Source organism: Paraburkholderia sp., assembly GCF_050742655.1.
GTDB lineage: Bacteria > Pseudomonadota > Gammaproteobacteria > Burkholderiales > Burkholderiaceae > Paraburkholderia.
Map to the genome: position 1 here is coordinate 101,632 of NZ_JBOIGG010000017.1, position 17,948 is coordinate 119,579.

Here is a 17,948-nt window from a genome sequence, read left to right on the forward strand (position 1 = left end):
GTCTGCTGCAGCGCCGCTACCGGCACCGCGGTTGTCTTGTCGAGTCGTTCGCACTGATGTTCCAGATTATCCGTTCTGCCATTCGGCGGGCGTCAGCGTTTTCATGCTGAGCGCGTGAATCTCTTCGCGCATGCGGTCGCCGAGCGCCGCGTACACGAGCTGGTGGCGCTGGATCAGCCGCTTGCCTTCGAAGTCGGGCGACACGATGGTCGCGAAAAAATGCTGACCGTCGCCTTCGACTTCGAGATGCTGGCAGGGCAAGCCTGCCTCGATGTAGTTCTTGACCTGTTCGGGAGTGGGCAACATGGGTGTGCTCCTCGTCAGTGGCGCAGTTTGTAGCCGGAAGCGAGCAGACGCATCGCGAGCACGGCCAGCACCACGAAGAAACCGGCGACGATCGCGAGGCTCGTGAGCGGAGCAATGTCCGACATCCCGAAGAACCCAAAGCGAAAGCCGTCGATCATGTAGAAAAAGGGATTCAGCCGCGACACTTCACGCCATACCGGCGGCAGCGTGTGCGTCGAGTAGAACACGCCCGACAGGAACGTGAGCGGCATGATCAGGAAATTCTGGAACGCGGCGAGCTGGTCGAATTTTTCGGCCACGATGCCGGCGATCAGCCCAAGCGTGCCGAGAATCGCCGAGCCGAGCACCGCGAACGCGACGATGAAGAGCGGCGCCGCGAAACTGACCGGGATGAACCAGACCGTCACGACGAACACGCCGAGACCGACCGCGAGACCGCGCACCACCGACGCAAGCACGTACGCGCCGAATATCTCCGAGGCGGACAGCGGCGGCAGCAGCATGAACACGAGATTGCCGGTGATCTTCGACTGGATCAGCGACGACGAGCTGTTCGCGAACGCGTTCTGCAGCACGCTCATCATCACGAGGCCGGGGATCAGGAAGCTGGTGTACTGCACGCCAGGGTATACCTGCACGTGATCGCGCAGCGCATGGCCGAAGATCGTCAGATACAGCAACGCGGTGATGACCGGCGCGAGCACCGTCTGGAACGACACTTTCCAGAACCGCAGGACTTCCTTGTAGAACAGCGTACTGAATCCGCTATAGCCGCTCATGCAAGCCCCTCGATCACTTCCGGACCGTTCATCACCTGAACGAACACGTCTTCGAGATCCGCCTTGCGAATCTCGATTTCTTCGAATGTACAACCGGCCGCGCGACATTGCGCGAGAATCCGTTCGACTTCGTCGTAACTGGCGAGCCGCAGCAGGTGCTGGCGCCCCTGGGTCTGGCTCTGCACCTGGGTCGGATCGACTTCGAGCGGCCGCAGTTCGGCGGGCAGCACGCCCTGCGCGAAGCGCAGATACAGCTGGGTGCCCGCGAAGCGCTGCAGCAGCGCCGACGTGCGGTCCAGCGCAACCACTTCGCCACGACGGAGCATCGCGATGCGGTCGCACAGCGCTTCGGCTTCCTCGAGGTAGTGCGTCGTTAAAACGATCGTGTGACCTTCGCGGTTCAGTCGCGAGATGAACTTCCACAACGTCTGCCGCAGCTCGACGTCGACGCCCGCAGTGGGCTCGTCGAGCACGATCACGGGCGGCCGGTGCACCAGCGCCTGCGCGACCAGCACGCGACGTTTCATCCCGCCCGACAGTGCGCGCATGTTCGCGTCGGCCTTGTCGGTGAGATCGAGGTTCGCCATCACTTCATCGATCCAGGCGTCGTTGCGGCGCAAGCCGAAATAGCCGGACTGGATGCGCAGCGTCTCGCGCACGGTGAAGAACGGATCGAACACGAGTTCCTGCGGCACCACGCCGAGCGCGCGGCGCGCATCGCGAAAATCCGCGACGACGTCGTGGCCACGCACGGCGATCGAGCCTTCGTCGGCGCGCGCGAGTCCTGCGAGGATGCTGATCAGCGTCGTCTTGCCGGCGCCGTTCGGGCCGAGCAACCCGAAGAACTCGCCTTCTTCGACGGCGAGGCTGACGCCCTTGAGCGCCTGCAAATCCTTGTAGCGCTTCTTGACGTTACGAATGTCTATCGCTGGCATGACGGTGCGCCGCTTTCGTCGGCGGCGCCTGTAGGTGCAAAACTGCGGGGAAAAAACGGAAATTGGGGCCGGTTTTGAACGTCGGCAGACCCCAAAAAAGCGTTTGATTATAGGGCAAAGTCGGTTATCCGACTCCGCCTTGGGGAATTGGAGAGGACGCGTGGAGCGTCAATGTCGCGACGACAGCAGCGTGTCGACGCCGTAGGCCTGGGCGAGGCTGGCGAGCCCTGCCGGGAGATTGACGATATCGAGTGCGGCACCGCGCTTCTGCGCGGCGCGCTGCCATGCGAGCAGCACGGCGAGCGCGGAGGAATCGAACTGCGTAAGCGGCGTGCAGTCGACGCCGGTGGCGCCGCCCGCAATGCGCTCGAGACCCGCCGCGAACGCGGCTTTCGCGCTCGCGTGGGTCAGCGTGGCGCCGGTTTCGAAGCTGCCCACTGAGCTGCTCACTGAGTTGCTCACGACTGCTTGCCCGCAGCCAGCTGCTGGTTGCGCTGCGTGAGGAACTGGATCAGACCGTCGATGCCGTGCTGCTGGATCTGCTCGTTGAACTGCTGCTGGTACGCCTGGATCAGCCACGCGCCGAGGACGTTGATGTCATACACGCGCCAGCCTTGCGGCGTCTTGTACAGACGGTAGTCGAGTTCGATCGGCGAGCCGTTGTTCATCACGACCGAGCGGACGACGACGTCGGTGTCATTCGGATCCGCGCGGAACGGACGCCATTGAATCTGCTGGTCCTTCACCTGCGCGAGCGCGCCGGCATACGTGCGGATCAGCAGCATCTTGAACTGCTCGACGACCTGCGACTGCTGCTCCGGCGTCGCAGTGCGCCAGTTGCGGCCCATCGCGAGCTGCGTCGTGCGGCGGAAATCCGTGTACGGCAGGATTTTTTCGTTGACGAGCTTCGTCACGGCGGAGATGTCGCCCTGCTGGATCGACTTGTCGCTGTGGATCGTGTCGATGACCTGCTGGGTCACGGTCTTGACCATGCCGTCCGGCGAATTGCTGTCGACCGTCTGCGCAAATGCGGTGCCGGTGAGCGAGAAAAACGCGGCGAACAGCGGAATGAAGAAGAGTTTTTTCATATTCATATGAAGCCTGCAAAGGAGTGAGCGCTCATCTTTGAACCGGCCATGCCGGTCGAGTTCATCGACTGCCGCGATGAATCTGCGACAGTCGTTTCCAGGTGTTACCGGGCTTGTTTTATCGCAACCTGCCGTCAATGCAGCTTGAACGACGGGTAGCCGAAGCCCGAGCGGGAAGGCGGAACGATCTGACCCGCCGGCACATTGGTTTCGTCGTTGCCGCTCTGTCCGCCCTGTGGAGCAACCGCACCCGATGCCCCAGCCGGCGCCGCTGCACCCGTCGCGCCGTCCTCGTCGTACTTCGGCAGCGCGCCGTAGTCGGGCAGCGCCCCCGGGCTACCGTCCGAGAGCTGCGACTGGCGACGCTGCAGGTACCCGTTGCGGACGAACGAGTACTTGTCGAGCGCCGCGCCTTCGAGCACGTCGCCCGCGGCGAGCAGGCTCGCGCGCGTGTTGATGATGTTCAGCCCATACAGCGCCCAGCGGAAACCCTCTGGATCGATATAGCTCAACGGGCTGATGTAGAAGTTGCCGACGAGGCCCACCGTATCGCGCACCGTGCTCGGCCCGAACAGCGGCAGCACCAGGTACGGACCGGCCGGCACACCATAGTGACCGAGCGTCAGGCCGAGGTCGTTGTTGTGCTTCGGCAGCTTCGCGAGCGTCGCAACGTCGAACAGGCCGCCGACGCCGAAGATCGTGTTGATCACGATCCGCATGATGTCTTCGACGCCGTCGGTGATCTTCAGCTGCAGCAGGTTGTTGGCCGCGGTGTAGACGTCGCCGATATTCGAGAAGAAGTTCGTGACGCTGTCGCGCACCGGCTGCGGCGTGATGTACACATAGCCCTTCGCCACCGGCTTCAACGCGTACTGGTCGACGGTGTCGTTGAACTTGAAGATGGTCCGGTTGAAACCTTCCAGCGGATCTTCCTTGGTCGGCGTCTGGACCGTCGAGCACGCGGCAAGCGTCACCGCAGCCAGCACGATCGCCGCATGGCGCACGCGCAGGGTTTTCATTCTTGTTCTCCTTATTGGCCCGCGCCGGAAGCCGGCGGCGCAGGTACCGCAGCGCCCGGCGCGGGCGCGGAAGCCTTGGCGGCGCCAGAATCCGCCGCCTTGCTGTACAGGAACTGCCCAATCAGATTTTCAAGGACGATCGCCGACTGCGTCATCGTGATGGTATCGCCCGCTTTCAGCATCTCGGAGTCGCCGCCCGGCTCGAGGCCGATGTACTGCTCGCCGAGCAGCCCGGACGTCAGGATCTTCGCCGACGAATCCTTCGGAAACTGATACTGCCTGTCGATATCGATCGTGACGAGCGCCTGGTACGCATTGCTGTCGAACCCGATCGACGCGACGCGGCCGACCGTCACGCCCGCGCTCTTCACCGGCGCGCGCGGCTTCAGCCCGCCGATGTTGTCGAACTTGAGCTTCACGGGGTACGTGGCCTGAAACGACAGCGAGCTCATGTTGCCGGCCTTCAGCGCCAGGAACAGCAGCGCGACGAAGCCCAGCACCACGAACAGGCCGACCCAGAAGTCGAGAGCAGTCTTTTTCATCGTCATCCCAAAGAGAAACCGCCGCTGCGTCCGGCACGCCGCACGGCGCCGTCCGGGCGCCTTCAGGCGGGTGCGCGGGGCGCGGGTCTTAGCTGAACATCAGCGCGGTCAGCAGGAAATCCAGACCGAGCACGGCGAGCGATGCATACACGACGGTCTTCGTCGTCGCCCGCGACACGCCTTCCGGGGTCGGCTTCGCCTCGTAGCCCTGAAACAGCGCAATGAACGTTACCGCGAAACCGAACACGATGCTTTTGATCACACCGTTGCCTACGTCGCGCCACACGTCGACGCCGCCCTGCATCTGCGACCAGAACGCACCGGAGTCGACGCCGATCATCAGCACGCCGACCACGTAACCGCCGATGATGCCGACCGCGCTGAAAATCGCCGCGAGAATCGGCATCGCAACGATGCCAGCCCACAGGCGCGGCGCGACGACGACCTTCAGCGGATCGACCGCCATCATTTCCATCGCGGTCAGCTGCTCGCCGGCTTTCATCAGGCCGATCTCCGCCGTGAGCGACGTGCCCGCGCGGCCCGCGAACAGCAGCGCCGTGACGACTGGCCCCAGTTCGCGCACCAGCGACAGCGCGACCAGCAGCCCGAGCGCCTGCTCGGAACCGTAGCGGTTCAGCGTGTAGTAGCCCTGCAGACCGAGCACGAAGCCGACGAACAGCCCCGACACGGCGATGATCACCAGCGAATAGTTGCCGACGAAGTGGATCTGTTTCGTGACGAGGCGCGGCCGGCGCAACAGCGGGAAGAATTCGAGCACGAGCCGCGCGAACATGCGCGCCGCGTAGCCCGCGCCGGTCAGGCCGCCAATCACCGAACGTCCGATCGCGCTGATCATGCCGCGCCTCCGCCGATACCGAAGTCCGCGGCAAGCGATGCGCTGCCCGGATAGTGGAACTTGAACGGACCGTCCGGCGCACCGTCGATGAACTGGCGCACGGTCGCATCCGTCGACGCGCGCAGTTCCGCGGGCGTGCCTTCCGCATGCACGCCGCCGTTCGCGAGAAAGTACACGTAGTCGGCGATGGCGAACGATTCGGGCACGTCGTGAGTGACGAGGATGGAGGTCGCGCCGAGCGCCTGGTTCAGCGTGCGGATCAGGTTCGCCGTGATGCCGAGCGAGATCGGGTCGAGGCCGGCAAACGGTTCGTCGTACATCATCAGTTCGGGGTCGAGCGCGATGGCACGGGCCAGCGCCACGCGCCGCGCCATGCCGCCGGAGATCTCAGACGGCGCGAGATCGCGCGCGCCGCGCAGGCCAACCGCATTGAGCTTCATCAGCACGAGATCGCGGAGCAGTTCTTCAGGGAGGTCGGTGTGTTCGCGCAACGCGAACGCGACGTTCTCGAACACCGACATGTCGGTGAACAGCGCGCCGAACTGGAACAGCATGCCCATCTTGCGGCGCAGCGCGTAGAGGCCGTCGCGGGTCTGCGTGCCGATGTCCTCGCCCTGGAACAGCACCTGGCCGCTCTTCGCCTTCACGAGGCCGCCGATCAGCCGCAGCACCGTCGTCTTGCCGCATCCCGAGCCGCCCATGACCGCCACCACCTGGCCGCGCGGGAAGCGCAGGTTCAGGTTCGACAGGACGAGGCGGTCGCCATAACCGAAGTCGACGTCGCGCAGCTCGAGAAGGGGCTCAGAAGTGGAAGGCACGTAGCTGACAGTCCATTTACACGAAGGGCGAATTATAGGGCCATCGTGAAAAATCTGTCGTGACAGGCCCGCGGAATTCCGCAACGTCCGCCGATTATTGCGTAAACGCCTGTTGCAATGCGGAAACCGCGGCGGCCGGGTCCACGGCCTCGGTGACCGCGCGGACCACTGCCGCGCATCCGACGCCCGTCGCCAGTACGTCCGGCAGCACGCCGCCGTCGATCCCGCCGATCGCAACCAGCGGCACGACGCCCTCCAGCAGCCGCACGTAGCGGGCGAGCCGCGCGAGCCCCTGCGGCTCGGTCGGCATCGCTTTGGTCGTGGTCAGGAAGACCGCGCCGAGCGCGATGTAGCTGGGCCGGAAATGCAGCGCGACGAGAATTTCGTAGTAGCCGTGCGTCGACAGGCCGAGGCGGATGCCGGCGGCAGCCAGCGCGTGCAGGTCCGCCGTGTGCAGGTCTTCCTGGCCCAGATGGACGCCGTACGCGCCCGCGTCGAGTGCGCCGCGCCAGTGGTCGTTGATGAACACCTGCGCGTCGTGCCGGCGGCCGGCCGCGACGCAGCGCGCGATGTCGTCGGCGAGTTCGGCGGTCAGTTCGCCGGGATGTCTGGTCTTGCGGCGCAGTTGCACCGTCTTCACGCCGAACGACAGCACCCGCTCGACCCAGTCCGCGTCCGGCAGTACCGGATAGAGGCCCAGCCGCTCAGGACAGCGCGCGAACGGTTGAGCCGGCGCAGCCGGCAACCCCGCGACGCGCGGAAAGCGCGAAAGATCGGTCGGCCACGCGTCGGCGGCGTGCCGTTCGTCGCCGTCGCGCCACGCGAGCGCCAGCACCAGCGCGTCGTGCGGCGCGAATCCGCAGTCGAGAAACGCGGCGAGCGCGGGAATCCAGTCCTCGGGCAGCGTGCCTTCGAGCCGGTAGCGCTCGCCGCCCAGATGCAGCGTCGCGGCGCCAGCCGCGGCTTCGATCACGCCCGCGCCATGGACGAGCCAGCGTGCGACGTGGTCGCCGTGCTGCCGCGCATCGGCGACGACGATCAGGTCGCCACCGTTCGCGTCGTCCGGCGGAGTCAGGCAGATGCGCCACGGTGCGTGCGTCGGCGGCCAGTCGCCGAGCCGGCCGCGGATACGCTCAGCAGCTTCGGTGAGTTCGTCGGCGGGCGGCCAGAACAGGTCGCGACCGGATAGCGGCAGGGTCTGCGTCATGCGGCGCTCCCGTCGTGATGCCAGAACGGCATGCCGACCACCGGCGTGCTCGCGTGCGCCGTTTCACGCTCGGCCATCGGGCCCGCGACCCAGGCGGCGCGTCCGGCTTCGGTCGCAAGCGCGAACGCGCTCGCCATCGCCGCGGGGTGCGTGGCCTGCGACACCGCGGTATTGAGCAGCACGCCGTCGAAGCCCCACTCCATCACCTGACAGGCGTGCGACGGCAAGCCGAGCCCTGCATCGACGATCAGCGGCACATCCGGCAACCGTTCGCGCAGCACGCGCAGCCCGTACGGATTCACGACGCCCTTACCGGTACCGATCGGCGCACCCCACGGCATCAGCGCCTCGCAGCCCACGTCGAGCAGACGCCGGCCGATCACGAGATCCTCGGTGCAGTACGGCAGCACCTTGAAGCCGTCCTTCACCAGACGCGCGGCCGCTTCGATCAGCCCGACCGGATCGGGCTGCAACGTGTAGTCGTCGCCGATCAGCTCGAGCTTGACCCAGTCGGTCTCGAAGATTTCGCGTGCCATGTGCGCGGTCGTCACCGCTTCGCCGACGGTCAGGCAGCCGGCCGTGTTCGGCAGCAGCGGCACGCCGTGGCGTTTCAGCAGATCGAAGAAGCCGGCTTCGGCGCCGCCCTCGTTCATCTGGCGGCGCAGCGCAACGGTCACCATGCCGGGCCGCGCGGCGTCGATCGAATCGACCATCGATTGCAGCGACGGATAGCGCGACGTGCCGAGCAGCACGCGGCTCGCGAACGTTTCGCCGTACAGGCGAAGCGCGCCGGCGGCAGCCGGAGCCGGAGCGGGAGTGGGTACGGAAGCGAGGGCAGTCATGATGAATCCTTGCGTCTGACGGTGCGGGAGCGGCTCAGCCGCCCGCGACGGGTTGCACGACGTCGAGCCGGTCGCCCGGCTGCAGCGCGCGCGCTGCATGCTGTGCGCGCGCGACGAAATCGCCATTCAGCGCAACCGCGAACGGCGGCCGGGCGCCCCATGCGGCGAGCGCATCGGCGACGGTCGCGCCGTCGGGCAACGTCAGCGGCTTCTGGTTGATGTGAATGTCCATGGTGTCGATCGAATACGGTTCTTCGGTATTGCGCGGCAAGAGGCAGGTTGTCGGGGTCATGCGGGCTCGCGTGCCGGGTCCGGCTGGCTCAACGCGTCGAGATGAAACAGTTCGCTCCAGCGCGCGTCGCGCCGCCATGTCGCGAACGCATCGGTATCGGCGACGCGTCCATCGAGCAGCGCCACCGCAAAACGCGCGGCTTCGTCCGCGACTTCCGGCGCGATCATGTAGCCGTGCCGGTACAGGCCGTTCACGCGCAGCGTGCGCGCGCCGTTCCAGACCAGCGCCGGACGATGGTCGGGCAGCGTCGGCCGGCACTGCGCGTTCAGTTCGAGAATGCGCGCCTCGCCGAACGCCGGATGTACCGAGAACGCGGCGCTCAGCAATTCGAGCGCCGAGCGCACCGACACCGGCGACATGTCCTCGCCCTCGACCTCGGTCGCGCCGATCACGTAGAAGTCGTCCTGCTTCGGTGCGATATAGAGCGGGTAGCGCGGATGCAGCAGCCGCACCGGCCGCGTGAGCCCGATGCCCGGCGCATGCACCCGCGCGACTTCGCCGCGGATGCCGCGCAGCGTCGGCAGCACGGGCTTCGCGCCGAGGCCGCGGCAATCGATCGTGACGTGCGCGGCGGGCATCGCGCGATCGTCGACAGGCGTGTTCCAGTGCAGTTCGACGCCGCGTGCCGCGAGCCCCGCGCCGAGCGCGGCCAGCACCTGGCGGTTGTCAAGTTGACCTTCGCGCGGCAGCAGCCAGCCCTGCGCAAAGCGGCCCGCGAGCGCCGGCTCGGCCGCGCCGATCTGCGCGCCGGACAGCGCGACGAAGCCTTCGTCGAGCCATTCAGCCGGCGCATTCGCACGCACGCGACGCTCGAATAGCGACGCCTCGGTACGGTCCGCGTGATGCCACACGATGAGCGAGCCGTTACGCTGGAAGAACACCGGTAGCGGAAGCTCGGCGATCAGACGCGGCCAGGCCTCGAGCGACGCGGCACCGAGTTGCGTGATCAGCAGTTCGGCGCTCGCGGCTTCGGCGAGCGGCGCGAGCATCGCCGCGGCCACCCACGCGGCCGCCTGCGAGCCCGACGCATCGCCGCGCTCGTAAAGCGCGACGCGATGCCCCGCGCCCGCGAGATGCCACGCGACGAGACGTCCGCACAGTCCGCCGCCGATCACGGCGAAGTCCGGCCGGCTAGTCGCAGCATCCATGGCGGCGTTCATCGCACGGCATCCGGGCGGAACGGCACGAAGCCGCCGGCCAGCGGGCAGGCGAAGCAAAAGACTGAAGAATAAGCGCTCATCGGTTCCTTTCCGTACGGCGAAAGCGCACGTACCCAAGGACGAAACCGGCGGGCGAGGCCGGCCGGACTGCACCCTCGTGGAGGTGCCCGCCCGGCGGAGAAAAGGAAGACAACAGGACTTCCGGAAACTTCCCGCGCCGGTATTACCCGGATCGGGTGCAAAGGGTTTCTCTCAGCCTCGCTGCGGCGTATGGCCAGCAAGCAAAGCACCCCTGTTTCGTCGAAGGTCATTAGACCATAAAAGCCCGGACGGCCGCAAACCGGCCCCGGGGCGCCGCGCCAGAGGCGATGCAGCCCGATGTGGACGCAAATACGGCGAATCACAGTGCTCTGGCACAATGCCGTGAACCGAAAGGCCGCGCGGGCCGGTGCAGCAGGATCGCCGGACCGTCGGACCATTAAGACTGGCTTAAGCGGGTCGCGTGAGAATCGCGGAAATCGACCGGTCACGCGCGTCGCGGCACCGACCGGGCCACGCGAGACGCCACCGCAACCCGCCCTGAGCCGGCACATCATCAGGATGCTCATGACCACCACACTCCCTTCCAGCAGCACCCCGCCGAAAGACGACCGCGTGTCCGCGTGGAGCCTGATCAGGCCGTACTGGGTGTCCGAGGAACGCAAGGTTGCATGGGGGCTGCTCGTCACGATCATCGTGATCAATCTGCTCGTCGTGTGGATCAACGTGCGGCTCAACCGCTGGAACGCGGACTTCTACAACGCGCTGCAGAGCAAGGACGTACACGACTTCCCGCGCCTGCTCGGCATATTCACGGCGCTCGCGTTCGGCTTCATCATCCTCGCGGTATATGGCCGGTATCTGCGCCAGATGCTCGGCTTCCGCTGGCGCCAGTGGCTGACCACACGCTATCTGAACGAATGGCTCGGCGATGCGACGTTCTACCGGATCGAGCGCGACCGTCTCGCCGACAACCCCGACCAGCGGATCAGCGACGACCTGCAATCGTTCGCAACGACCACGCTGTCGCTCACGCTCGATCTGCTGTCGACGCTCGTCACGCTCGTGTCGTTCATCACGATCCTGTGGTCGCTCGCGGGTGCGCTGTCGGTCACGCTCGGCGGCATGCCGGTGCAGATTCCCGGCTACATGGTGTGGGCCGCCGCGCTGTATGCGGTGGCCGGTTCGCTCATCATCCAGAAGGTCGGCCATCCGCTCGTGTCGATCAACTACCAGCAGCAGCGCGTCGAGGCGGACTTCCGCTTCGGTCTGATCCGGCTGCGCGAGAACGCCGAACAGATCGCGTTCTACGACGGCATGGAAACGGAGAAGACGACCTCGCAGGGGCTCTTCAGCCGGATCCGCGACAACTGGTGGGCCGTGATGAAGTACACAAAACGGCTGACGTTCGTGCTGGCTTTCTACAGCCAGATCGCGATCATCTTCCCGCTCGTCGCCGCGGCGCCGCGCTATTTCGCGGGTGCGTTCAGCTTCGGCGTGCTGATGCAGGTCTCGCAGGCGTTCGGCACCGTCAGCGATTCGTTCTCGTGGTTCATCAACAGTTACGGCACGCTGGTCGAATGGCGCGCGACCGTGAACCGGCTGCGCGAATTCAAGCGCATCGTGCATGCGCCGCGTCTGAAGGAATCGGTATCGCCGGCCACCGAACACGGTGGCATCAAGCTGCACTACATCGATTCCGTCGACCTCACGACCGACGGCCTGAAGCTCGCCCTGCCGAACGGCAACGCGCTGTCGAATATCCGCGACGTTGCGATCAAGCCGGGCTCGCGGTGGCTCGTGCGCGGCCCGTCGGGCTCGGGCAAGAGCACGCTGATGCGCGCGCTCGCCGGGCTCTGGCCGTTCGGCGACGGCTCGATCGATGCCCCCGTCGACGCGCGGATGATGTTCGTCCCGCAGCAGAGCTATCTGCCGATCGGCACGCTGAAGGCCGCGCTCACCTACCCATCGTCGGCGAGCACGTTCACGGACGAAGAATGCGCGGAGGCGCTGCGCGTGTGCCGGCTCTCGGAGTACGCGGATCGTCTCGAGGAATCGGGCCACTGGACGCGCATCCTGTCGCCGGGCGAGCAGCAACGTCTCGCCGCTGCGCGCGTGCTGCTGCACAAGCCGGACTATCTGTTCCTCGACGAAGCGACGAGCGCACTCGACGCCGAGAACGAAGCGCGTCTCTATCATCTGTTCACCGAGCGGCTGCCGAAGGCCGCGATCGTCAGCGTCGCGCATCGCGAGTCGCTGGCCGCATTCCACGAAGAGACGCTCGACGTCGAGCGCAGCGCGGAGCCGGTCGCCGCATGAGCACCGTAGCCTCGGAATCCGCACGCCGGGTCGTGCTGATCACCGGCGCGGGTTCGGGAATCGGTGCGGCACTCGCTCGACGGCTAGCCGAGCCGCAGATTGCCTTGATGCTGCATGCACGCGGCGCGGATGCCGATGCGCGCCACCGGCTCGACGCGGTCGCCGCCGACTGCATCGCGCGCGGTGCCGCGTGCTCGACCGTGTACGGCGATCTCGCGGAACCGGGCGCGGCCGAACACATCGTTCATCAGACGCTCGCCGTGTTTGGCGCGCTCGATCAGCTTGTCGCGAACGCGGGACACGCGCAACGCCAGACACTCGGTACGCTCGACGCGCACGCATTCGCCGATGCGTTCGCCGCGATGCCCGCGGCCTTCGCTGCACTCGTGCGACGCGCGACGCCCGCGCTCGAAACGTCGTCGCGTGGCCGGGTCGTTGCGTTGAGTTCGTTCGTCGCGCATCGCTATCGCGGCGACACACCGTTCGCCGCGACGGCCGCCGCGAAAGCGGCGATCGAGTCGCTCGCGAAAACCGCCGCAGCCGAACTCGCGCCGTACGGCGTCACAGTGAACTGCGTCGCGCCCGGCTACACGCGCAAGGAGCGCGGCCCGAGCGCGGACAACGCGCCCGCATGGGCGCGCGCCGCGCAGGCGACGCCACTCGGCCGCATTGCCGAGCCCGACGACGTCGCCGCGCTGATCGCTTTCCTCCTCTCCGACGAAGCCCGTCACATCACCGGCCAGGTGATCCATATCGACGGCGGCCTGACGCTCGGCTGAGTTTGGCCGAACCCGGCTGAGCTCTTCCGCGAAAACCCGCGAAACAAACGGCAAGACTCGGAAAGCATTTGGCTTCCGGACGGGCTGTTCGCCGTTTTGATTTCGCGTCGAACGGCGACGATAGCGGTATGCCCCGCGTGATGTCGCGCGTCTTTCGTTCCGTGTTACGCATCGTTCCGGCGATGTGCGGCTCGACTGACCGCTCATTACCGCAATTGACCGTTACCGGATTCCGCGCTCATGCCGAACGACCGCCCTGCCCGCCGGCCACGCGTCGCGTCGCACGCTGAGCCGCTCGACGTCTGATGCGGCTCGCCATGCACCCTGCCTCGTACCACGCGTCGTGCGCCGCGTTGCGTCCCGCACCAATCGCATCTGCCCGCAGCACGCGTCGCTGCGCGCGCCTCTCCGCCGCGCTGGCGCTCGTCGTTGCAACGCTCACACTGAACGGCTGCGCATGGACGCTGATCTCGATCGTCGATGCGACCGGCTCCGTGATCCAGGCGGGCTACGCGGCCGCCACGCATTACTCGTCGCCGAGCTACGTCACCGGCAAGCCGCTCGACGTACCGCACGTCTGCATCGAAGTGAACCAGACGGTCACGACCGGAGACTTCGTGCCCGCCTTGCAAACGGTGCTGACCGAGCGTGGTGTGCGCTCCGACCTGTACAACCCAGGCACCTCGCCGCCTGGCTGCGAAGCGCAGCTCGTCTACGCGGCGTCGATCGACTACGGTCAGCGCGCGTTCAGCGACGAGCCGACGCCCTATCTGTCGACGATCGACCTGACCTTGCTCCAGCGCGGCCGCGTTGTTGTGACCGCGCGTTACGAGACGCGCGGCCTCGCCACCGACCGCTTTTCGACCGCGTCGGTGAAGCTCGGCGGCCTTGTCTCGCGAATGGTGGTCGACCGGCATGCGCAGGAAAAGCCCGCGCTACAGGCGTCGCGCACCGATTGACGCGCGTCGCGTCCGCTGTCGTCGCAGCCGTTCCGCGATGTCTTACGGTCGTGCGTTTTTGCTCCGGCAAACGCGCATCGAGGAAAGAAAACGAAAGATTTGCGTGCTTTCGGCACGCGTCCTCATCACTTAGGATTCCCTGCATGAGCCAACATATCCTGCTTGTCGACGACGATTCCGTGGTGCGCGACGTCACGCGCGAATATCTGCAGGCACGCGGCTACGCGGTGTCGGTGCTGCACGATGGTCTCGCGCTGCAGCGCCGTCTGCAGATCGAGCGGCCCGCACTCGTCGTACTCGACATCATGATGCCGGAGCTCGATGGCATCAGCGCGCTGCGCGCGTTGCGTGCCAGCGGCGACGACATTCCCGTGATCCTGCTGACCGCGCGCAACGATGTGATCGATCGCGTGATCGGCCTCGAACTCGGCGCCGACGATTACCTTGGCAAGCCGTTCGATCCGAGCGAACTGGTCGCGCGCATTCGCACCGTGTTGCGACGACGCGGCAATCCGGTATCGAGCGCACCGGAAAGCCGGGCACCGTATCGCTTCGGTCCGTTCGAAGTGAACTTCCCGGCGCGCGAACTGCGCCGCGACGACGAACGTATTCCGCTGCGTTCAAGCGAGTTCGCGATTCTCAAGCTGTTCGTCAATCACGCGATGACGATCCTGACGCGCGCGCAGATCATCGAGAAGCTGTACGGTCATGGCGGCGCGTATCGCAACCGGAGTCTCGACGTATCGATCTGGCGTCTGCGCCGGCTGATCGAAACCGATCCGTCGGAGCCGCGCTACGTGCAGACGGTGTGGGGACACGGGTACGTGTTCGTCCCGCAGGGCGAAGTGGGTTTCGCCGAACGCTACGTGGAAGCGCCCGAAGTGCAGCAGGCCGCGCAGCTTTAACGTACGGGGGCGGCAACGGCCGCCCCGCTTCAGAACGTCAGCACGCTCAGGAACAGCCGCTGCAGCCAGCCCATCGTCGTCGCGTCGGCGAGCATGCCCTCGCCGGCCTGTTCGATCTTCGCATTCGCGACCTTGCCGGAATCGACATAGTTACCCGCTTCAACGTCCTTCGGATTGACGACGCCCGACAGCCGCAGACGGTCGTGATTGCCGTTCATCGCGATGATCTTCTCGCCGGACACGACGAGGTTGCCGGTCGGCATCGTACCGATCACCGTCACGGCCAGCGTGCCCGACATGCCGGTCGTATCCGAGATGCTGCCCTGCCCGTTGAACGTCGTGCTCGCCGAGCCGATGTTGAATAGCTTCGCGAGCTTCGCGGCGGCGTTCGTCGATTTGTCGGCGGCCTGTGCGCTGATGTCGCTCGACCGGCTCGCCGACGCATTCGAATTGCTGTTGCCGGTGTACGACTCGGAGAGGCGGATCGTCAGCACATCGCCGATATGCTGCGCGCGCGGCGTTTCGTACAGCAGTACCGAGCTGCCCGCCTGATAGATCGCGCCCTGCGTGTTAACGTTCAGCGGTGCCGACGTGACGGGTGCGACCATCGGTGTGTCGACGATCGAATGCGGCCCGCTCGAGCACGCGGCCAGGGCGGCCACGTATGCGGCGATGCAGGCGGTCACCGAGGTAACGGCGAAGGCTCGTGAAATGTTCATGGCTGCTCCCTGGCGAGCGTGACGTATTGAAGCGCGGATAGCGTGGACAGCGCGGCAAACGAAGACAAAGGCCGGTTCATTCGGGTCAGCCCGTTTCCGGCAGACCGTCCTGCCAGAGCCGCTCGACCGACTTGAGCCGCGCATCGGGATCCTTCAGCAGATACGTCAGCGTGCCGTTGCCGGTCGCGGGCAGCAGGCACAGCGTGATCGAGCTGACCGCGTTCTCCCATACGTACACGGGCAGCGCGGGCGTGCCCGCGTCGGCGGCACTGGTCAGCATGCGCGGCGCGCCGTAGCGCACTGCCAGCGCGCTGCGCAGATCCGCCGCGGTCACGCCGTCGACGACGAACGAGATCTCGAAGAGCCGCAGCGGCTCGTCGCTGGACACACGCGCGAAACGGAGCACGTGCTCGTCCGCCGGTGCGCCGTCGACGACCGCGCGCGACATGCGCCAGCCGTCGCTCGCGCGATGCGCCCAGCGGCACGCGACGATCAGGCTGTCCTCCGCTTTCAGGCGCATGCCGAGCGTGCCCGCGCTCACGTCGGTCTCGCAGACGAGTTCGCTGCCCGGCGGCGTCGCGCGCGCGGTCCGGCTCGCGCGCAACGCGTCGAGCGTGACGCCGAGCGGAATGCCGCGAAACGCGAACGGCACAGGCTCGGCGCGCGTGCGCGCATCGTCGGCCGCGCGGCTCGCGGTCGCCCTGGTTACCGCATTCGCCGCGTTCGCTGCGTTCGGATTGGGGTGCGCGGAGGGGCTGTACGGCCCCTGCGCGTCGACGGTCATCGGCAGCGTCGACACAACCCATGCAGCGACGCCCGCAAGCAACGCTCGTTTCATCGTATTAGTCGATGGCGGATGAACACGCGTCGAACGGCGTAGCGGCCGCATGTCCGACGACGGGGATAATCTTCAGCGTGGCCGATGCGACCCGGCACGGCAGCGCGGCGACGCCGCAGCCGCCAAGCAGCAGCACCATCGCGCACAGCAGCGACCCCACGGCTGTGCGCACCACGCTTCTCTGGAAAATCGATCTGGTCACCGGTGCTCCGCGTTATGCGGTAGTGTCGACGTGATGACCGACCAGACCGGTCGGCAACGACGGCATCGGCGACATCGATGAACCGGCGGCGGACGCTTCGGTACCGGTATGCGCGGCGCTGCCCGCCGGGGCGGTGGCCGCAGTGCCCGTTGCGGCCGGCTTGCTGCCCGCCTGCGGATGGGTGATCGGCGGAAAGGTGGAGTGATGGTTACCGACGGTATTGGTCATGATGAGCCTCGCGAAAATAGTGGAATCGACGCCGCGCCGGTCGCGGACGTACGCCGCGGACGAATGTGGCGCGACGCCGATCGACGTATTGCGAGGTGAATCTTCGCGCGGTGACGACAGGTGCAATGGGCGAAGCAGCGCGCGGTTTCCTGTGGCGCTTACTTCGCGTTGCGAAGCCGCTCAAAAAATTTCCCCGAGGCCTGCGCAGGCGCGCACAGGCCCGCTCAAAGGGCCGCCGCGCCTCGCTGTGCGGGGATGTAAGCAAAGGTAAGAAAGCCGGCGTCCGCAGCGGGTGCCGGCCGGTCTAAAATTTCGCGATGAATCCACAGGTCCTTATCGTCGATGACGATGCCGTGGTACGCGATCTGTTGTGCCGGTTCCTGCAATCGAACGGGCTCGACGTATCCGTACTGCACGATGGCACACACCTCAAACGGCGCCTCGAAAGAGAGCGTCCGTCGGTGGTCGTGCTCGACATCATGATGCCGAAGACGGACGGCCTGCGCGCGCTCGCTGCGCTGCGCGACGCCGGCGACGACATCCCGGTGATCTTCGCGTCCGCGCGCGGCACGGTGGCTGACCGCATCACGGGGTTGTCGCTCGGCGCCGACGACTACATCACGAAACCCTACGATCCGCGCGAGCTGCTGGTCCGCATCCACGCGGTGCTGCGGCGGCGCGGTCCCGCGACGCCGAGCGCGCCGGAAGCGCGCGAACGCTTTCGCTTCGGGCCGTTCGAACTCGACTACGCGACCCGCACGCTGCTGCGCGACGGCGCGTGCGTCACGCTGCGCGACAGCGAATTCGCGCTGCTGAAGATCTTCAGCACACAGCCGTACAAGGTGTTGTCGCGCGCGCTGATTCACGACCTCGTGCATCGCGACGACCTCGCGTTCCGCGACCGCAGTCTCGACGTGCCGATCTGGCGCCTGCGCCGCGTGATCGAAGACGACCCGTCGAACCCGCGCTACGTGCAGACCGTGCGCAGCAAGGGCTATGTATTCGTGCCGGACGCCTCTGCGACCGGCCTCGATTCTGCCGACTCCTCTGATGTCGAACCGCCTGCGGCGGACGGCGTCGGTAACCCCGACAACGGCACGGCGGCAGGCTCATGAG

Annotated in this window: 22 protein-coding genes and 1 riboswitch; of the genes, 5 read left to right on the forward strand and 17 right to left on the reverse strand. The window is 66.3% G+C overall.

The features are described 5' to 3' along the window. Positions 1-66 precede the first annotated feature (66 nt). The 13 genes from ACREXZ_RS22790 to ACREXZ_RS22850 form a co-directional block, all read right to left on the reverse strand. Complete coding sequence (locus tag ACREXZ_RS22790) at positions 67-306, reverse strand: BolA family protein (protein WP_431766381.1); 240 nt, start codon at positions 304-306, stop codon at positions 67-69. Positions 307-320: 14 nt separating this feature from the next. Continuing rightward, on the reverse strand, positions 321-1,085 hold the full coding sequence (locus ACREXZ_RS22795) for an ABC transporter permease (protein ID WP_431766382.1): 765 nt from the start codon (positions 1,083-1,085) through the stop codon (positions 321-323). Next, entirely contained in the window at positions 1,082-2,020 is a 939-nt protein-coding gene (locus tag ACREXZ_RS22800) for an ABC transporter ATP-binding protein (RefSeq protein ID WP_431766383.1), read from the reverse strand. The genes ACREXZ_RS22795 and ACREXZ_RS22800 overlap by 4 nt, the downstream gene beginning before the upstream one ends. A 168-nt stretch (positions 2,021-2,188) precedes the next feature. Next, a complete protein-coding gene (locus ACREXZ_RS22805) occupies positions 2,189-2,470 on the reverse strand; it encodes an STAS domain-containing protein (RefSeq protein ID WP_431766384.1) in 282 nt (93 codons plus the stop codon). A gap of 8 nt (positions 2,471-2,478) precedes the next feature. After that, positions 2,479-3,108 (reverse strand): MlaC/ttg2D family ABC transporter substrate-binding protein, encoded by a 630-nt coding sequence (locus ACREXZ_RS22810; RefSeq protein ID WP_431766385.1) that lies wholly within the window; start codon positions 3,106-3,108, stop codon positions 2,479-2,481. Between the two features lie 134 nt (positions 3,109-3,242). After that, positions 3,243-4,127, reverse strand: coding sequence for an MlaA family lipoprotein (locus ACREXZ_RS22815; protein ID WP_431766386.1), 885 nt, complete (start codon positions 4,125-4,127; stop codon positions 3,243-3,245). 11 nt (positions 4,128-4,138) lie between these two features. Continuing rightward, the gene (gene mlaD, locus ACREXZ_RS22820) at positions 4,139-4,669 is read right to left on the reverse strand and encodes an outer membrane lipid asymmetry maintenance protein MlaD (RefSeq protein ID WP_431766387.1); all 531 of its coding nucleotides are present in this window, start codon (positions 4,667-4,669) and stop codon (positions 4,139-4,141) included. Positions 4,670-4,757: 88 nt separating this feature from the next. After that, a complete protein-coding gene (gene mlaE, locus ACREXZ_RS22825) occupies positions 4,758-5,525 on the reverse strand; it encodes a lipid asymmetry maintenance ABC transporter permease subunit MlaE (protein ID WP_431766388.1) in 768 nt (255 codons plus the stop codon). After that, positions 5,522-6,343 carry an ABC transporter ATP-binding protein gene (locus ACREXZ_RS22830; protein WP_431766389.1) on the reverse strand — a complete coding sequence of 274 codons (822 nt, stop codon included), beginning with the start codon at positions 6,341-6,343 and terminating at the stop codon, positions 5,522-5,524. The genes mlaE and ACREXZ_RS22830 overlap by 4 nt, the downstream gene beginning before the upstream one ends. Before the next feature lie 94 nt (positions 6,344-6,437). Continuing rightward, the gene (thiE, locus tag ACREXZ_RS22835; protein WP_431766390.1) at positions 6,438-7,550 is read right to left on the reverse strand and encodes a thiamine phosphate synthase; all 1,113 of its coding nucleotides are present in this window, start codon (positions 7,548-7,550) and stop codon (positions 6,438-6,440) included. After that, positions 7,547-8,392, reverse strand: coding sequence for a thiazole synthase (locus tag ACREXZ_RS22840; protein WP_431766391.1), 846 nt, complete (start codon positions 8,390-8,392; stop codon positions 7,547-7,549). The genes thiE and ACREXZ_RS22840 overlap by 4 nt, the downstream gene beginning before the upstream one ends. Positions 8,393-8,426: 34 nt before the next feature. Next, positions 8,427-8,624 carry a sulfur carrier protein ThiS gene (gene thiS, locus ACREXZ_RS22845; RefSeq protein ID WP_431766447.1) on the reverse strand — a complete coding sequence of 66 codons (198 nt, stop codon included), beginning with the start codon at positions 8,622-8,624 and terminating at the stop codon, positions 8,427-8,429. Between the two features lie 56 nt (positions 8,625-8,680). Next, the gene (locus ACREXZ_RS22850; protein WP_431766392.1) at positions 8,681-9,844 is read right to left on the reverse strand and encodes an FAD-dependent oxidoreductase; all 1,164 of its coding nucleotides are present in this window, start codon (positions 9,842-9,844) and stop codon (positions 8,681-8,683) included. A 192-nt stretch (positions 9,845-10,036) separates the two neighbouring features. Continuing rightward, positions 10,037-10,148: riboswitch (TPP riboswitch) on the reverse strand. 302 nt (positions 10,149-10,450) lie between these two features. Between ACREXZ_RS22850 and ACREXZ_RS22855 the strand changes: the two genes are divergently transcribed. The 4 genes from ACREXZ_RS22855 to ACREXZ_RS22870 all read left to right on the forward strand — a co-directional run bounded on the left by ACREXZ_RS22855 (position 10,451) and on the right by ACREXZ_RS22870 (position 14,845). Beyond that, on the forward strand, positions 10,451-12,202 hold the full coding sequence (locus tag ACREXZ_RS22855; RefSeq protein ID WP_431766393.1) for an ABC transporter ATP-binding protein/permease: 1,752 nt from the start codon (positions 10,451-10,453) through the stop codon (positions 12,200-12,202). Continuing rightward, the gene (locus ACREXZ_RS22860) at positions 12,199-12,981 is read left to right on the forward strand and encodes an SDR family NAD(P)-dependent oxidoreductase (protein ID WP_431766394.1); all 783 of its coding nucleotides are present in this window, start codon (positions 12,199-12,201) and stop codon (positions 12,979-12,981) included. Before ACREXZ_RS22855 ends, ACREXZ_RS22860 begins: the two co-directional genes overlap by 4 nt. A 317-nt stretch (positions 12,982-13,298) precedes the next feature. Beyond that, positions 13,299-13,940, forward strand: a complete 642-nt coding sequence (locus ACREXZ_RS22865) for a hypothetical protein (protein ID WP_431766395.1) — start codon at positions 13,299-13,301, stop codon at positions 13,938-13,940. Positions 13,941-14,083: 143 nt separating this feature from the next. Further along, a complete protein-coding gene (locus tag ACREXZ_RS22870; protein WP_431766396.1) occupies positions 14,084-14,845 on the forward strand; it encodes a response regulator in 762 nt (253 codons plus the stop codon). 29 nt (positions 14,846-14,874) lie between these two features. Here the strand turns inward: ACREXZ_RS22870 and ACREXZ_RS22875 are convergent, their stop codons facing one another. The 4 genes from ACREXZ_RS22875 to ACREXZ_RS22890 all read right to left on the reverse strand — a co-directional run bounded on the left by ACREXZ_RS22875 (position 14,875) and on the right by ACREXZ_RS22890 (position 16,832). Next, the gene (locus ACREXZ_RS22875; RefSeq protein WP_431766397.1) at positions 14,875-15,564 is read right to left on the reverse strand and encodes a flagellar basal body L-ring protein FlgH; all 690 of its coding nucleotides are present in this window, start codon (positions 15,562-15,564) and stop codon (positions 14,875-14,877) included. An 85-nt stretch (positions 15,565-15,649) separates the two neighbouring features. Continuing rightward, positions 15,650-16,348 (reverse strand): hypothetical protein, encoded by a 699-nt coding sequence (locus tag ACREXZ_RS22880; RefSeq protein ID WP_431766448.1) that lies wholly within the window; start codon positions 16,346-16,348, stop codon positions 15,650-15,652. 58 nt (positions 16,349-16,406) lie between these two features. Further along, a complete protein-coding gene (locus tag ACREXZ_RS22885) occupies positions 16,407-16,574 on the reverse strand; it encodes a DUF6726 family protein (protein ID WP_431766449.1) in 168 nt (55 codons plus the stop codon). Between the two features lie 42 nt (positions 16,575-16,616). Continuing rightward, complete coding sequence (locus tag ACREXZ_RS22890) at positions 16,617-16,832, reverse strand: hypothetical protein (RefSeq protein ID WP_431766398.1); 216 nt, start codon at positions 16,830-16,832, stop codon at positions 16,617-16,619. 317 nt (positions 16,833-17,149) lie between these two features. Between ACREXZ_RS22890 and ACREXZ_RS22895 the strand changes: the two genes are divergently transcribed. After that, complete coding sequence (locus tag ACREXZ_RS22895) at positions 17,150-17,947, forward strand: response regulator (protein WP_431766399.1); 798 nt, start codon at positions 17,150-17,152, stop codon at positions 17,945-17,947. Position 17,948 lies beyond the last annotated feature (1 nt).

What these genes read in the sequence shown, in the direction of transcription:
- ACREXZ_RS22790 (WP_431766381.1), bottom strand. Translation starts at nt 306, where the DNA reads ATGTTGCCCACTCCCGAACAGGTCAAGAACTACATCGAGGCAGGCTTG.
- ACREXZ_RS22795 (WP_431766382.1), bottom strand. Translation starts at nt 1,085, where the DNA reads ATGAGCGGCTATAGCGGATTCAGTACGCTGTTCTACAAGGAAGTCCTG.
- ACREXZ_RS22800 (WP_431766383.1), bottom strand. Translation starts at nt 2,020, where the DNA reads ATGCCAGCGATAGACATTCGTAACGTCAAGAAGCGCTACAAGGATTTG.
- ACREXZ_RS22810 (WP_431766385.1), bottom strand. Translation starts at nt 3,108, where the DNA reads ATGAAAAAACTCTTCTTCATTCCGCTGTTCGCCGCGTTTTTCTCGCTC.
- ACREXZ_RS22815 (WP_431766386.1), bottom strand. Translation starts at nt 4,127, where the DNA reads ATGAAAACCCTGCGCGTGCGCCATGCGGCGATCGTGCTGGCTGCGGTG.
- mlaD (WP_431766387.1), bottom strand. Translation starts at nt 4,669, where the DNA reads ATGAAAAAGACTGCTCTCGACTTCTGGGTCGGCCTGTTCGTGGTGCTG.
- mlaE (WP_431766388.1), bottom strand. Translation starts at nt 5,525, where the DNA reads ATGATCAGCGCGATCGGACGTTCGGTGATTGGCGGCCTGACCGGCGCG.
- thiE (WP_431766390.1), bottom strand. Translation starts at nt 7,550, where the DNA reads ATGACGCAGACCCTGCCGCTATCCGGTCGCGACCTGTTCTGGCCGCCC.
- ACREXZ_RS22840 (WP_431766391.1), bottom strand. Translation starts at nt 8,392, where the DNA reads ATGACTGCCCTCGCTTCCGTACCCACTCCCGCTCCGGCTCCGGCTGCC.
- thiS (WP_431766447.1), bottom strand. Translation starts at nt 8,624, where the DNA reads ATGGACATTCACATCAACCAGAAGCCGCTGACGTTGCCCGACGGCGCG.
- ACREXZ_RS22850 (WP_431766392.1), bottom strand. Translation starts at nt 9,844, where the DNA reads ATGAACGCCGCCATGGATGCTGCGACTAGCCGGCCGGACTTCGCCGTG.
- ACREXZ_RS22855 (WP_431766393.1), top strand. Translation starts at nt 10,451, where the DNA reads ATGACCACCACACTCCCTTCCAGCAGCACCCCGCCGAAAGACGACCGC.
- ACREXZ_RS22860 (WP_431766394.1), top strand. Translation starts at nt 12,199, where the DNA reads ATGAGCACCGTAGCCTCGGAATCCGCACGCCGGGTCGTGCTGATCACC.
- ACREXZ_RS22865 (WP_431766395.1), top strand. Translation starts at nt 13,299, where the DNA reads ATGCACCCTGCCTCGTACCACGCGTCGTGCGCCGCGTTGCGTCCCGCA.
- ACREXZ_RS22870 (WP_431766396.1), top strand. Translation starts at nt 14,084, where the DNA reads ATGAGCCAACATATCCTGCTTGTCGACGACGATTCCGTGGTGCGCGAC.
- ACREXZ_RS22875 (WP_431766397.1), bottom strand. Translation starts at nt 15,564, where the DNA reads ATGAACATTTCACGAGCCTTCGCCGTTACCTCGGTGACCGCCTGCATC.
- ACREXZ_RS22880 (WP_431766448.1), bottom strand. Translation starts at nt 16,348, where the DNA reads ATGACCGTCGACGCGCAGGGGCCGTACAGCCCCTCCGCGCACCCCAAT.
- ACREXZ_RS22890 (WP_431766398.1), bottom strand. Translation starts at nt 16,832, where the DNA reads ATGACCAATACCGTCGGTAACCATCACTCCACCTTTCCGCCGATCACC.
- ACREXZ_RS22895 (WP_431766399.1), top strand. Translation starts at nt 17,150, where the DNA reads ATGAATCCACAGGTCCTTATCGTCGATGACGATGCCGTGGTACGCGAT.